Origin of the sequence: Paenibacillus sp. 598K (assembly GCF_003851045.1) — a bacterium.
Classification (GTDB): Bacteria; Bacillota; Bacilli; order Paenibacillales; family Paenibacillaceae; genus Paenibacillus_D.
Map to the genome: position 1 here is coordinate 28,354 of NZ_BFBX01000058.1, position 13,794 is coordinate 42,147.

The window sequence follows — 13,794 nt, forward strand, 5'->3', positions numbered from 1 at the left end:
GAAGGGAAGTGACCGAATGATCAAGGGCAATGCCTGGTACAGCTATCTTTGCCTCGTCCCGACGTTTGCTTTTATCGGCTTGTTTCTGGTCTACCCTTCCCTTGAAGCCTTTCGCATTTCGTTTTTGGATTGGAATATGCGCAATTACATGAATCCTCAATTTATCGGGGTGGACAATTATGTAACGCTGCTCAGCGATCCCGTCTTTCTCCAATCGTTTCTGACGCTTGGCTATTTTCTGATCTGGATGCTGATCATCCACCAAGGCGCCTCCATCCTGGGCGCCTACCTGATCTACCTGCTCGGCAATGGCATCGCCGGACGTTTCATGAAGACGGCTTTTACGGTGCCGATGGTCATCCCGGGCATGGTACTGACGATGTTCTGGTTGTTTTTCTATGAGCCCAATGCAGGCTTGCTCAACTATATGCTCCATTCGATCGGTCTGGGCGACTGGACGCGGGTGTGGCTGGGCGACAGTCAGCTCACCGCGGTCATGGCGATCGTCATGAAGGGCTTCCCGTGGATCAGCGGCATGGGGTTCCTCATCTATCTGGCTGGCTTCCAGAGCATCGACGAATCGGTCAAGGAGGCGGCGCAGATCGACGGCGCTTCACGGTGGAAGATCTTCACTCGCATCGATCTGCCGATGCTGCTGCCGCAGATCCGTCTGACGACGGTGCTCGTGCTGATCGGCGGCATCCAGCAGTTCAGCGATCAATTGATCATGACCAAGGGCGGTCCGGGCTACGATACGACGGTGCCAGGACTGTTGATGTACAAAAACGCCTTCAATTACGGTCAGCTTGGCCTCGGGTCAGCGATGGGCATCGTGCTGTTCGTCATCATAATGCTGCTCACCATTATCAATATGCGCTTCATGCGCGACAAGTCTTAGGAGGCTGCCATGCGACAACGACAACGAAGGTTCAACGCCCTCTTGCTCGCCCTGCTTGGCGTGCTGCTGGCTGTAACTATATTTCCGCTGTACTTCATGCTGGTCTCGTCGGTGAAGACCAATTACCAGCTACAGACCAATTATTTCGGCCTTACACTGGAGCCGCATTTTGAGCATTACGCCGAGGCGTTCGACAAGGTGAGTGTCTATATCGGCAACTCGATCGTCATCTCCGGCGTGGCGGCGATCGGCATGATGCTCGTCTCTTGTCTGAGCGCCTATACGTTTGCCAGATTTTTATTTCCGCTGCGCAGCTTGTTGTTCGGACTGATCTTGATGTTCCTGATGATCCCGAGTGTACTGACACTCGTGCCGCAGTTCGTGCTGGTAACCAAGCTGGGGCTGATGAACAGCCACTGGGCGGCGATTCTGCCATACATCGCGACAGGGCAACTGGTAACCATTTTTGTGCTGCGGACTTTTTTCGAGCAGGTGCCCAAGGAGTTGTTCGAGAGCATGCGCATCGACGGGGCGGGGGAGCTGCGCACGTTTTTCTCGCTGGTCGTCCCCTTTGCGGTGCCGATCATACTGTCGATGGGCCTGCTTCATGTGCTCAATACGTGGAATGACTTCATCTGGCCGCTGCTCGTGCTGCCGGACCATGCCAAGATGACGTTGACCGTCGGCTTGTACCGGTTTATGGATCAGCAGCAGATCTTGTATGGCCAGATGTTCGCGGGCATGACGCTTGGTTCGCTGCCGCTCATGCTGTTGTTCGGATTAACGATGCGTTACTTCGTCCAGGGGATGACCTCGGGCGCGATCAAGGCTTAACGAGTCGGAAGGAGAGGTACGAAAGTTGAACAAGCTGAAGCAATTGCATCTCGTATCGCATACGCACTGGGATCGGGAATGGTATCTGCCAATGGAGGTATTCCGCTATCGGCTGGTCGGTCTGCTCGACCGACTGTTGACGACGATGGAGGAGGATGAGGCGTATGTCTTCCATCTCGATGGGCAGGCGATCATCCTGAGCGACTACGCGGCGATCCGACCTGAGCGGATGGATGCGCTCCGGGGGCTCGTACGCAGCGGTCGGCTGGCCATCGGGCCATGGTATGTGCTGATGGATGAATATCTGGTCAGCGGCGAAGCGCTCATCCGCAATCTGGAGGAGGGAGCGCGTCAGTGCGAGCCGTTCGGCGAACCGATCAAGCTCGGCTACTTGCCCGATCTGTTCGGCCACATCACCCAGATGCCCCAGCTGCTGCGGCAGTTCGGCATGGAGCGGGCGGTCGTCTGGCGCGGCTTGAACGGGACGCCGGAGGAGACGCCGTCCTCCTTTGTCTGGGAGTCGCCGAGCGGCGATCAGATCTACACGATCCATCTACCGGCTCGCTACGGGTACACCAGCGCCATGGAGCTGCCGCTGGACCCGGCGTCGGCCGCTGTACGCATCCGGGAGCTGGCGGGGGAGATCGGACGTTACGCGCACACCGGCCATGCGTTGCTGATGAATGGCTTCGATCATATGGAGCCGCAGCGCAATCTGCGAGCGATCATCGAGCATTGGAACCGCACAGAGCAGGTGCCGTTGGCGCAGACATCGATCATGGCCTATATCGATGCCGATCAGGCTGAGCTGGCTGAGCGTCCCGTGCGGAGGGGAGAGCTCCGCCGCACCAACCATGTGCCGGGAGCGAGGATCAATGCAATCCTGCCCAATGTGCTGTCGTCCCGCGTCTATCTGAAGCTGCAAAATGCCGAGGCCCAGACGCGTCTGGAGAAGCGAGTCGAGCCGCTGCAGGCGCTCTTGTCCGCGCTTGGCGGTGTGACGGACGAGCCGTTCGTCCGGTTGGCGTGGCGGCATGTGCTGGACAATCATCCGCATGACAGCATCTGCGGCTGCAGCATCGACGAGGTGCATGAGGAGATGGAGCTGCGCTATGCGAAGGCGCGACAGATCTCGGAGCAGCTGGAGTTGGAGGCGCTGCAGCGGCTGGGCGGACGCCATAGCCGGGCCTGGATGGGGGAGCGGGCGATCCCGGTCTATGTGTTCAACAGCCTGCCGTGGCGCCGCGATGCGCTGGTCGAGCTCGAGCTGGATACGGACGATGATCAGCTGTACCGCTCCGTACAGCTGCGCGATGTCGATGGCGTCCTCACCGTCGGGGAGATCATCGCCATGGAGCGCATCTGTCCGATCCAGCCTTACTCCGGCCAGTACCCGCTCAGCCGCCCCGAGACGAACCGCTACAGAGTGAAGGCGCTGCTGCGCGATCTGCCGGCGCTGGGCGGCAGGCTGCTGGCGGCGGAGCTGCGCGTCGAGCCGCATCTGGATGCACTGCCGCAGCAGACGCCTGGACGTAGCATTACGAATGGGATCGTGCGGTTGACGGTAGAGGCGGACGGCTCGATCACTTACGAGGATCTGACGGACGGTCGTCGCTGGAGCGGGCTGCACCTCTTCGAGGAGGGCGGAGATGTCGGCGACGGCTATTCGTACTCCCAGCCGCTGCTCGATGAGCGTTATCTATCCGGCGCTCCGTCGCGCATCAGCAGCCGTCAGGACGGGTTCGGCTGGTCGGAGCTGACGGCCGAGTATACGCTGCAGGTGCCGCGCGAGGCTGGCGCGGACGGACGCAGGCGATCCGGCGACAGCGCGGAGATGCGTATCGTGACGACGATCGAGCTGGCGGCGGGCAGCCGCACGGCGGTCTTCCGTACCGAGCTGCATAACAACGTCCGCGATCATCGGGTCCGCCTGCTCTTCCGTCTGCCGAAGCTGGCAGCGCCGGTAGCGGCAGGCTCGGCATTCGACATCGTGAGTCGTCCGGATCGTCCGCAGCAGCCGTCGCCGGACGTCTGGTTCGAGAATGAGCCGACGACCTTTCCGTTCCAACAGTTTCTCTATGTGGACGGGCCGGAGGGTCGAGCCGTCTTCACGGCGAACGGTCTGCATGAGTACGAGTGGATTCCCGGCGAGCAGGGCGGCGCAGGCACGCTGGCAATTACGCTGCTGCGCGCAGTCTCGCATATGGCAGCGGCGGAGCGGGGGATGCAGACGACCAATCGGCCGGGACCGGGGCTGCGGGCAGAGGGCGCGCAGTGTCTGCGGACGCTCGTCTACACCTACAGCCTGACGATGCCTGGACTGGACAGCGGCGTCGCGCCTTGGCGGATCGCTGATGAGCAAGCGGTGGCGCCGCTCGTCTGCACGCTCGTCGAGTCGACAGTCGCTGAGGCGGGGATAGACGCAGCTGCTGGTGCGGGCCTGAATGTCGCTGCCCTGGAGGAGGACGCGCGGATGGCAGGCAGCGACTGGCTCTCCATCGACGCCGATCTCGTCCAGGCGACCTCGCTGCGTCCGCTACCCGAGCCGGATCGCCACGGCGTCGCGCTGCGTCTGGCCAATCTGAGCGAGCAGCCGGTCTGCGCCTCGATCCGCACAAGACTGCCCGTGACGGACGCTTATGCGGGCATGGCTGATGGTCGCCGCCTGGAGCAGCTGACGATCGCGGACGCAGCGGAGGGCATCGAGATCGCCATCCGGCTCGAGCCCAAGCGGTTCGTTACCTGCTATCTGGAGTGGAAGCGCTAATACCGACAGACGATGATTGATGATCCGACTATTGGCGACGCCCGAGAGCGTCGCAGGGAGGCATACTTGTGAAGAGAATATGGCTATCCTTATTCATCCTCGTCTTGGCGACCGTACAGCTGGCTGCGCCGGCAGGCGCGACGCAGACGGATCGGGCCGATCGCCCGATCTCGTCCGGCGACGCGTCGGCGCATTGGGCTGCCGCTGTGCTGGACAAATGGCAAGGCTACGGTATCCTGCAGGGGTACGCAAACGGCGAGCTCAAGCCGAATCGCGAGCTGACGCGGGCGGAATTTGCCGTGCTGCTCGACCGAACCTTTAGTTATCGGGACCAGTCGTCCGCGCAATTCGCGGACGTGACCCCGGGGGCATGGTACGCCGAGGCTGTCGCTCGACTGCGAGCGGCGGGCGTATTGGCCGGCGACGGCAACGGCCGCTTGTGGCCGCAGCGTCCGATCAGCCGCGAGGAGGCAGCCAAGCTGATCGCCATCTCGTTCGGCATCGAGCCGCTCGCTGAAGAGGCGGAGTCGCCGTTTGGCGACGAAGCGGAGATCGCTGCCTGGAGCCGCGGATACGTGGAGGCACTGCATGCGCTGGGCTTCATCCAAGGCCGCGCGGACGGCCGCTTCGAGCCCAAGGGTCGACTGACACGGGCCGAGGCGGTACAGATGATGGACAATATCGTGCCCACGATTGCAGGCGCAGGCTCCAAGCTGCCTCCGGTCGTATCGGGCGGGTTGCTCGTCAACGCCGCGCCGCTGCTGTTCGAGGATACGGTTATGGAGGATGATCTGTACCTGGCACCCGGGACTGCAGGAGAGCTGCTGCAGCTGCGCGGCACGCGTGTCGAAGGCACGCTGAGAGCGATGGCCGGGCCGTCGGGCATGCTGGAGGCCGAGCAGTCGAGCCTGGCAAGTCTCCTCATCACGGCCCCGCAGATGCGTGTGCGGCTGGTCGACTCGACGGCCGAGCTGATCCGTGTCGCGCCGCAAGGCGGAGAGAGCGTGATCGATCTCGACGAGCATAGCCGGGCAGCGCTGGTCGTCCTGGACGCGCCAGCGCGATTGTCCGGCTCCGGCGAGGTGGCGGAGCTCGTCATCTCCTCGCCCGGTGTCACGGTAGCGCGGCATACCGGTCGCATCGTGATCATCGAGGGGATCGAAGCGACGATCGCGGGCAAGTCTGTGACAGGCACAGGACAAGCGATCATGCCTCCAGCGTCGTCGTCCTCAGAGGCAGGCTATAATGGGGGCGCAGGCTCGTGGATGCCGTCCGCGCCGCAGCCGTCGGCCGAGCGGCGACAGGCTGTCGTCGACTTCGGCGATGCGCCCTCAGAGGCCACGCATCATGTCATGCAGCAAGGGGCCGGCGGCATCGCGCAGCTGAGCACGCAGGTCGGCGCTTTGAGCGATGGCTATACCGTCCGTTACTTCGAGGGGATAGGAGCCGGCCTCTCGCTGACGATCAGCGATCTGCCGCCGTTCAAGCCGGTGACGCTGGAGATCGAGGAGATCCATCAGCGACAGGCCGGGACGATCGCCTATACGATCGAGGCCGATGGCGAGGCCGTTTACTTCCGTACCTATAATGAAGCCTCCGAAGGACCCAACCATTACTTTGTTGAGCTTGATGGGGAGACCGTCGGCAGCGACGGCGAGGTGCAGTTGACCTTTAGCGGCGTCTCCGACACCCGCGTGAATCTGAACCGGCTGTGGGCGCATAGCGAGTTCGAGGCTTGGCTGGCGACGGAGGGCTTCCAGGAGAAGATGACCGTCGGCTTGTTCCAGCCGCAGCTGGCGTGGGACGATTATGAGGCCGATCTGACCGTCCTCGAGGGGATCCGCGCCCGGTATGGGGGGCTGGATATGTACGAGATCGGACTCGGCTTCGATATCTACTACATGATCTGGAGCGAGGGCGAGATGCGGCAGCGGCTCGACTACCTGTTGCGTCTGTCTCGCGATGTCGGACTGCCGCTCCATCTCAGTCTCAACTCGTGGTGGGGCGGTACGCCCGACGGTCTGGATGGTCTGGGCGGCAGTTGGAAGGATGTGACCTACAATCAGGTCGTCTATGACCCGCTCGATGTCGACGGGCGCGGCCACTGGAAGCTGTCGACGCCCAACATCTGGAGCAATACGCCGTGGCTGTCGATGAACAATGCGCATTACAATGAGGTGCGGGCGGAGAAGCTGAAGGCTGTCACCCGCTATATCTCCGAGCTGACGGCTCGGATGCAGGCTGCGGGCGATACGGTGCCGCCGACGGTCGTCTTCACGGAGAATGAGCCGCTCTACTGGCCCTTCTACGCGTTCAACCCGTCGACTGACGGAACCGGCGACTACGGTCCGCAGGTAATCGCTGACGCAGCAGCCGACGGCATCCTCCTCGATCCAACGGACGGGCTGTCGCGCGAGGAGCGCATTTGGCTGGCTGACAATCTGACCGCGTATATCGGCCAAGTCGGCGACGCGATAGCGACGGGGTATCGTTACAATGCGACGGTGATCGCCGATGGCCAGACGATGAAGCCAAGCTACCAACTCGTAGAGAATGCGTATACGCACATGTTCCCGACGCCGATCTTCCCGCTGCGCGACGAGCGCCGCTCCGCCTGGGAGGCGCATATGGTCGAGCCGATCCGGTTCGGCGGCGAGTGGGAGGGCCATCTGGATGATCGTTATCTGGACTATATCGCAGCGCGCGGACGATTCGCCGACGTCAACGCCGAGCGCGGCTCGATGCTTGACTTTGCCGTCTTGGGTCAGGCTTATGCATATGGTGCAGACCATGTCACGATCTACAACTATCGGCCGGGTGACGAGGTACTGGTGCAGGAGCAGGACGGACAGCAGGATGAGCGCTACGTTCGGCCTGCGCATGAGACGCTCTTGCACAGCTATACCTTCGACGACGCGTCCTCCCTGACGCCGGGAGGGCTGCTGGTCGAGGCGGTGGGGGTAAGACGCGGCCCGCTCAATGAGCATCAGGTCCTCAGTCCGGATAACGGCAGCGCGGCCGGAGGTTATGTAACCTTCCGTGTCGACCGCGGAGGCGCACCGCTCTCCCACGGCTTGACGCTGCAGCTGTCCGGTCGCAGTCTAACCCATCTGAACAGCGGCAGCCGCATCGAGGTGTGGGCAGGCTCCGCCCTCGATGAGTTGGAGCTGGTGCAGACGCTGCGAGACTTCCATGCGGAGACGATCGATCTGGGCGAGGCGATCGATCGCAGCAGCGACGTCGCCTATATCCGGGTCCGCCTGTACGCCGTCTCGCTGCCGGACGAGCTGCTGGATTGGTCGGCGATCGATGCCGTACAGATCTATGAGCCCTGGTCGATGCGTCCGGGGGCGGCGGACGGACGCGAGTACAGCTATGATGAGATGCGGGAGCGCTACCTGTGGATTACGCGTCGAGCCGACATCGAGCGTATGCTCACCCGATTCCAGCAGCAGGCGAGTGAGCCGACGCAGATGACGAAGTATACGGAGATGAAGAAGTTGTACGAGCAGGGACGTTACAAGAGCGCTTATGAAGCCTTGACTGCGGCGATGTCGGAGCTGCTCCCTGCCAAGTTCGTGGTACGGGGCGCCGGGACGCTGGGCGACTACCCGCTGCAGCTGGATAGCGGCGATCCCGGAGTCACGGTGCAGGCTACGCTCTTGCAGGCAAGCGGCACGTACCGTCTCTCGCTGCAATCCGAGACGGATATGGAGGTAGAGCTGAGCGTGCTCCAGCCTGTCGCTTCGCATTATAAGGCGCGAGCGGTCGAGCCGGGCGGTTCGATCTATGAGATCTCGCCTGCGCAGGCTGGGGAGTCTGGGGCGATGCCGGTCATCGACGGCCGCGTGAGCTTCACATTAACAGCCGTCGCGGCCTATGCCAAGAACTATCCCGATATACTGGAAGCGAGATTGTACAAGAAGGGCAGCGGCGAGCAGGAAGGCTACATCCGTATCCAGTCCCATGATCCGGCGATCGGCGAATACGTCAATTCGATCCAGCTCAAGCTGGCGGAGACACTGACAGTGCGGCGCGGACCGGCGGGAGCCCCGTCCGGGGAGATGCTCAAGGTGCCGCTCTCGCTGCTGGAGCATGGCGATCTGGTGAGGCTGGAGCTCAATGCACAGGATGAGATCGTATCGATCGAAGCCTGCTATGGCCGGATTACGGGAACGGTGACGGCTGTCGAGCCGATCTCGATTCGCGGTCAACTGAGCAATGCATTCGTCGAGCTCCAGGACGATGGCGGGGCCAGCCATCGGTTCGAGCTGGGGGCGGAGACGAAGCTGGCTGTGGCGAGCGCAACAGGGATGTCGATCTACACGGCGGATGTCGAGGATCTGGGGATCGAGGTCGGCGACCGACTGAGCGTGCACTATAGCCCTTATACGTTCCCGGGAAGAGCGCCGCGAGCGTTGTCCTTGTACGAGACGTATGATGCGCTCGTCGAGGAGACCTTCGAGGATGCGGACGAGAGCTGGCGAGCGCGGGCGCACAGCGTGACCAACCTGAGCGCAGTGTCGCTCGACGGCAACTACAGGGACAAGGTGCTGCGTCCCGAGCAGAGCGCTGCGCCCGGAGAGATCGTCTGGCGCATCGAGCGCGACTCGCCGTCGGAGCAGCTGATCGTCGAGTACAGCGGTCGCGCGATTATGGGCAATCCTGCCCAGCAGCGAGTCGCCTGGTATGTGAGCGGCGATCAGGCGACATGGACCGAGGTGGGACAGATCGAGCCAGGAGCCAACGAGGGCAACTTTACGTTGAGCCGGACGATCGACGTGACCGAACAGACAGCAGGCTGGAGTGTCGTCTATATCAAGAGCGAGCTGCGCACGACGGTAGCTGATACCTGGGCTTCGCTCAACGACGTAGTCATCAAGCGTCGGGCGCCGCAGCGGTCGCTCGCCACTGCCACGCTGGAGCTGGATGAACCGACAGTACTGCAGGGACAGCTGCTGCCGCTCCGGATACACGCGAGCTATGACAATAACGAGCCGGTCGCGCTAGCCGAACATGCCGAGATCGCGTATACTGTGGGCATTGACGGCGTACTGGAGTGGACGGCCGAGGGGATCCGGGCCGCTCGGCCGGGAACGGCGACGATCGTCGCTTATGTCCGCGTCGATGGCCGCATCGTCGCTACGGCTCCGCTGGAGGTCGAGGTCATCGGGATCACGCCTGCCTCTGTCGTCCTAAGCCTGCGAGAGGATATCCTCGGCAGCGACGGCGAGATGACGCAAGCGAGCGTCCGGGTCTACAATGACGCGCAGGTGGAGCTGGACCCGGGGCTATTCGAGATCCGCTACACCAGCTCGGACGAGCAGACGGCGTCCGTCTCGACAGCCGGCGTCGTCACCGGCCACGCTCCGGGCCAGGCGGTCATCGGCGTCCAGGTGGCGCTCGGCGATCAGCTTCTGCAGCAGACGGCGCAGTTGACCGTAGCGCGCCGGCAGATGCTGCTCGACGAATCGTTTGAGAGCTATGGGGCAGGGCAGATCGACTTTACAGAGCTGGGCGCCTACGAGGTGTATCGTCTGCAGGTGGAGCCGATGGACGAGCCGACATTCCCGCAGCTGGGACTAAGCGGCCTGTTCGACGGACAGGATGCAGGCTGGCAAGGCAAGCATGACGGCTACGTCATCTATCGGGCGGATAGCAGCGATCCGGCAGGGTTCCGCCGTCTGTCGCTGGCGTACAGCGGCCGTACGGTTGGAGTCGGAGACTGGCAAGGCGCATTGCGCTTCTACGCCGGCGCAGCGCCGGACCAGCTCTCCTTTGTCGGCGAGTTGGGCGGCGACGATGCGGGCGACGTGACCAAGCTGCGGACGCTTGATCTGAGCGCGGTTGCGCAGGGCTTGTCTACGATCTATGTGAAGATCGAGATCCAGCCCGACCGCTATACGTGGGCGTTCCTGGATCGCCTCCGCCTGACCGAGTACACGACTTCTACCGAGTCGCTGGCGACTTCGACCTTGCTGGCGGAGAACTTCGCGTCAGGCGACGACTGGATGGATGCCACCGCATCCTATGAGGGTTTGAGCGTTCGTCCGGTGGACGCCCAGGCCCGCCCGGAGCCGTCGCTTGCTCCGACTAACGGGAGCGGTCGGCTCGTCTACACGCTGGACAGTCTCGACCCCGATGGCTTTCGCCAGCTCCGCCTGGCGATGACGGGACGGGCGATTATGGGCAGCACGATCCGTATCGCTGTGGCTGTCGACGGGGAGCCTTCCGTGCTGGTCGCGATGGTGGACGAGAGCAGCGGCGCATTTTTGGACCGCCCGCTTCACATTGACTTGACCGATGCGGCGCTCGGCGCTTCTCAGGCCCAGCTCATCCTGGAGTTCAACTCCGGGTATGACACCTGGGCGAGCATCACCGGGCTGCTGGTGCAGGAGACACACACGGCATCATAAGGGGATTTGATCGCAGATGGGAGAAGAGGATATGGGACACGAATGGATAGACGGCATCCCGGTCATCTGGCGGGAGCCGGCAGCGCATACAGAGCTGCGGCATCTAGCGATCTGGCTGCCGGGCTTCTCGGGAGAGAAGGAGCATCTGGCGAAGTATCTGGACCAGCTGGCAGAGCTCGGTTATGCAGCGGTAGCCTACGATCTGTATCAGCATGGCGAGCGGCGGGTGGAGCCGCAGGAGGCGATGATTGCTCGTGTGGGGAGCAATCGCCGCAAATATTTCTGGGAAATCCTCGGTCGGACGGCAGAGGACATGCTGCGGGTCATCGACTGGGCGGTCGAGAAGTTCGAGATCAATGGCACGGTCGTCGTCGGCGGCGTCTCCATGGGCGGCGATATCGCGCTGACAGCGGCGGGGATCGACCCGCGCATATCGGGCGTCTGCAGCGTCATCGCGACGCCGGAGTGGCTGCGCACCGGGGCCGCCGAGGAGCAGGGGGAGCCGGATACCTGGACGGCTCAGCTGTATGAACGGCTCAACCCGGCCTCTCATCCAGAGGCTTATGCGTCGCGCCAGGTGACGATTCATTTCGAGAATGCCGCCTGCGACCCGTTCGTGCCGTCGCATGCAGCGAGGGCTTTCCTCGACGAGCTTCGCCCGATGTATGGCGGGGCAGCGGACAGGCTGACGATCTACGAGACGCCTGACTTAGATCATCAGTACATCGAATCGATGTGGCAGCATAGCCTGCAATGGTTCGCTCGCCAGATCTAGCCCTGAGAGATATGTGAGACATTCCGTGAGATTGCGGGATGTCTCTTTTTTGCGGCCCAGGTCAGGGCGACCGACTGTACATTGTGCGTCAACGGGACTGTGGCGGGTTAATAGAGAGGTGGGGCAGCTGGCGATGCTGGCGTTTACCTCGCTCACACTTTACATAACGATCTATATCATCAACGGCCGGGAGGCTTGACTCATGAGTGGTTGGGAAGTATTTGTCCTGATGGTGTCGGGAAGCGTGACGATAGGATTTGTCATAATGTGGTACTACAAAATATTGCGTCTATGGCCGCGGTCGCACAACGTGACGGGTAGACTGGTGCTCGGGGCTTTGCCGATACTGTCCTTTATTCTCTTGCTTCGCACCTTGCAGTCGTTGGCCTCTTACGATGTCGTGGATAATGCTTTATTTATCGTGTTTTATTTGTTGCTTGGCTTTCTGTGCCTCGCTTTCGGCAGCATGATGACGCGGATGAGACTTGATCTGTCGTGGGAGGATGATGCGCTCCGACTTGGCAATCGGGCGGCGCTTGCGGCATATGCCTGCGCATTCATGGGTATGACGATGATCTATCTGGGCGCCAACATCGGCGATGGCCCGGGCTGGTGGAGCGTCGTGTTCGCAGGCGGCCTGGGCTTCGCGGCATGGCTGGCGCTGGCCGGATTGTTCAACAAGTACGCTTACGTCTCGGAGCGTATCACCGTGGAGAGAAACATAAGCACGGGTATCCGCTTCGGAGCTTATCTGCTCGCGAGCGGCATCCTACTCGGTCGTGCATCCTCCGGCGATTGGACCTCCTGGTGGATGACCATCGTCGAGTTCCTGGCCGGCTGGCCGGTACTGCTGCTGACGCTTTGGGCGCTGCAGGTGGAGCGGGCGGACGCGAGTCGCTCTCATGACCGCGGCAGCCGTCATGACCAGACGCTGCCTACAGCGCTCATCTGGGCGGTGCTGTATATCGCATTTGCGATCGTCAGCGTCATGCTGCTGCCTGACATTCCTGGCAGCCCGATCCCCGGCTGGGGGGCAAGGCCGTGACGACAAGAGGGTCTATACCGGGGAGGGCCAGGGTCGCTGCGCCAGCCGAGGCGACGGAGCGCTGGAAATCTGCTGCTATGACAAGTGAGCCGGCGCATGAGGCGCAAGGGGAGCCTGTGAGTGTGGGGACCAAGATACCAGGCGGAATGCGGCTGGCAGCGATTCCTGCTGAGCATTATGCGGATTATCGTTATGAGGTCATCTTCGAGGGGTATAAGTGGGATCCCAAGGTCGAGGATCATAATACGGTCGCGCGCCATGCGCTGCTGCTGTCCCCATCGACGGCCAGGGAGCTGGAGCGACTGGCGGAGCAGCTGGCGCTGGAGACGGTACAGATGGAGGGCGCGCTGCTGGAGCGCTTGCCTCTTGCCCGGCAGCTCGGGCTGCCTCGGCGCATCTTGTCGACGCTGGAGCGGCTGCGAGGCTACGATGCGTCTCGCCATGTGCGACTGATGCGCTTTGATTTTCACCCGACATCGGACGGCTGGCGAATCTCCGAAGTGAATAGCGATGTACCCGGAGGACTGGCTGAGGCGTCGGTGCTGCCCGGATTGGCGGTGCGATATTTCCCGGGCTATGAACCGCGCCACCATCTGGCGGATCGTCTGCTAGAGGGCGTCAGGAGCCGTATCGGCGGTCAGGGTCGGCTGGCGTTCGTCCATGCGACCTCCTACTCCGATGATCGACAAGTGATGGAGTTCCTCGGCGATCACTTCGCTTCGCACGGCTATACGCCGTTGATGGCTGCGCCAGATCATATCCGATGGCATGGTCGGCGGGCGCATAGCATTGTCGAAGGCCAGGAGGGACCGCTTGACGGTTTGCTGCGATTCTTCCCGCTGGAGTGGCTCGCTACCCTGCCCCGCAGCTCGGGCTGGCAGGGCTTCTACGATGGCGAGACGCTCGCCTGCAACCATCCGATCGCGATGCTGACTCAGTCCAAACGGCTGCCGCTAATCTGGGATAGGCTCGGGGTATCGCTCGACGCTTGGAAACAAACGTTGCCCGACACTCGGGACCCGAGGCAGGTCCAGCGTTCGGATGCGGACTGGGTGCTCA

General features: G+C 62.2%; 7 protein-coding genes. All 7 read left to right on the top strand.

Going from position 1 to position 13,794, the window contains the following annotated elements:
• The first annotated feature begins 16 nt into the window (after positions 1-16).
• A complete protein-coding gene (locus tag PA598K_RS17310; protein ID WP_128658175.1) occupies positions 17-898 on the top strand; it encodes a carbohydrate ABC transporter permease in 882 nt (293 codons plus the stop codon).
• A gap of 9 nt (positions 899-907) precedes the next feature.
• Positions 908-1,732 carry a carbohydrate ABC transporter permease gene (locus PA598K_RS17315; protein WP_128658176.1) on the top strand — a complete coding sequence of 275 codons (825 nt, stop codon included), beginning with the start codon at positions 908-910 and terminating at the stop codon, positions 1,730-1,732.
• Between the two features lie 25 nt (positions 1,733-1,757).
• Positions 1,758-4,499 carry a glycoside hydrolase family 38 N-terminal domain-containing protein gene (locus tag PA598K_RS17320; protein ID WP_128658177.1) on the top strand — a complete coding sequence of 914 codons (2,742 nt, stop codon included), beginning with the start codon at positions 1,758-1,760 and terminating at the stop codon, positions 4,497-4,499.
• Positions 4,500-4,567: 68 nt separating this feature from the next.
• A complete protein-coding gene (locus tag PA598K_RS17325) occupies positions 4,568-10,915 on the top strand; it encodes an S-layer homology domain-containing protein (RefSeq protein ID WP_128658178.1) in 6,348 nt (2,115 codons plus the stop codon).
• 31 nt (positions 10,916-10,946) lie between these two features.
• Positions 10,947-11,690 carry a dienelactone hydrolase family protein gene (locus PA598K_RS17330; protein WP_185602049.1) on the top strand — a complete coding sequence of 248 codons (744 nt, stop codon included), beginning with the start codon at positions 10,947-10,949 and terminating at the stop codon, positions 11,688-11,690.
• Between the two features lie 202 nt (positions 11,691-11,892).
• The gene (locus tag PA598K_RS17335; RefSeq protein ID WP_128658180.1) at positions 11,893-12,735 is read left to right on the top strand and encodes a DUF350 domain-containing protein; all 843 of its coding nucleotides are present in this window, start codon (positions 11,893-11,895) and stop codon (positions 12,733-12,735) included.
• 122 nt (positions 12,736-12,857) lie between these two features.
• Positions 12,858-13,794 (top strand): glutathionylspermidine synthase family protein (locus tag PA598K_RS17340; RefSeq protein WP_260405463.1); only part of this gene is annotated, 937 nt, incomplete at its 3' end.

Excerpts from the sequence above, each read along its gene's own strand:
- PA598K_RS17335 (WP_128658180.1), top strand. The coding sequence starts at position 11,893 with ATGAGTGGTTGGGAAGTATTTGTCCTGATGGTGTCGGGAAGCGTGACG.
- PA598K_RS17310 (WP_128658175.1), top strand. The coding sequence starts at position 17 with ATGATCAAGGGCAATGCCTGGTACAGCTATCTTTGCCTCGTCCCGACG.
- PA598K_RS17315 (WP_128658176.1), top strand. The coding sequence starts at position 908 with ATGCGACAACGACAACGAAGGTTCAACGCCCTCTTGCTCGCCCTGCTT.
- PA598K_RS17330 (WP_185602049.1), top strand. The coding sequence starts at position 10,947 with ATGGGACACGAATGGATAGACGGCATCCCGGTCATCTGGCGGGAGCCG.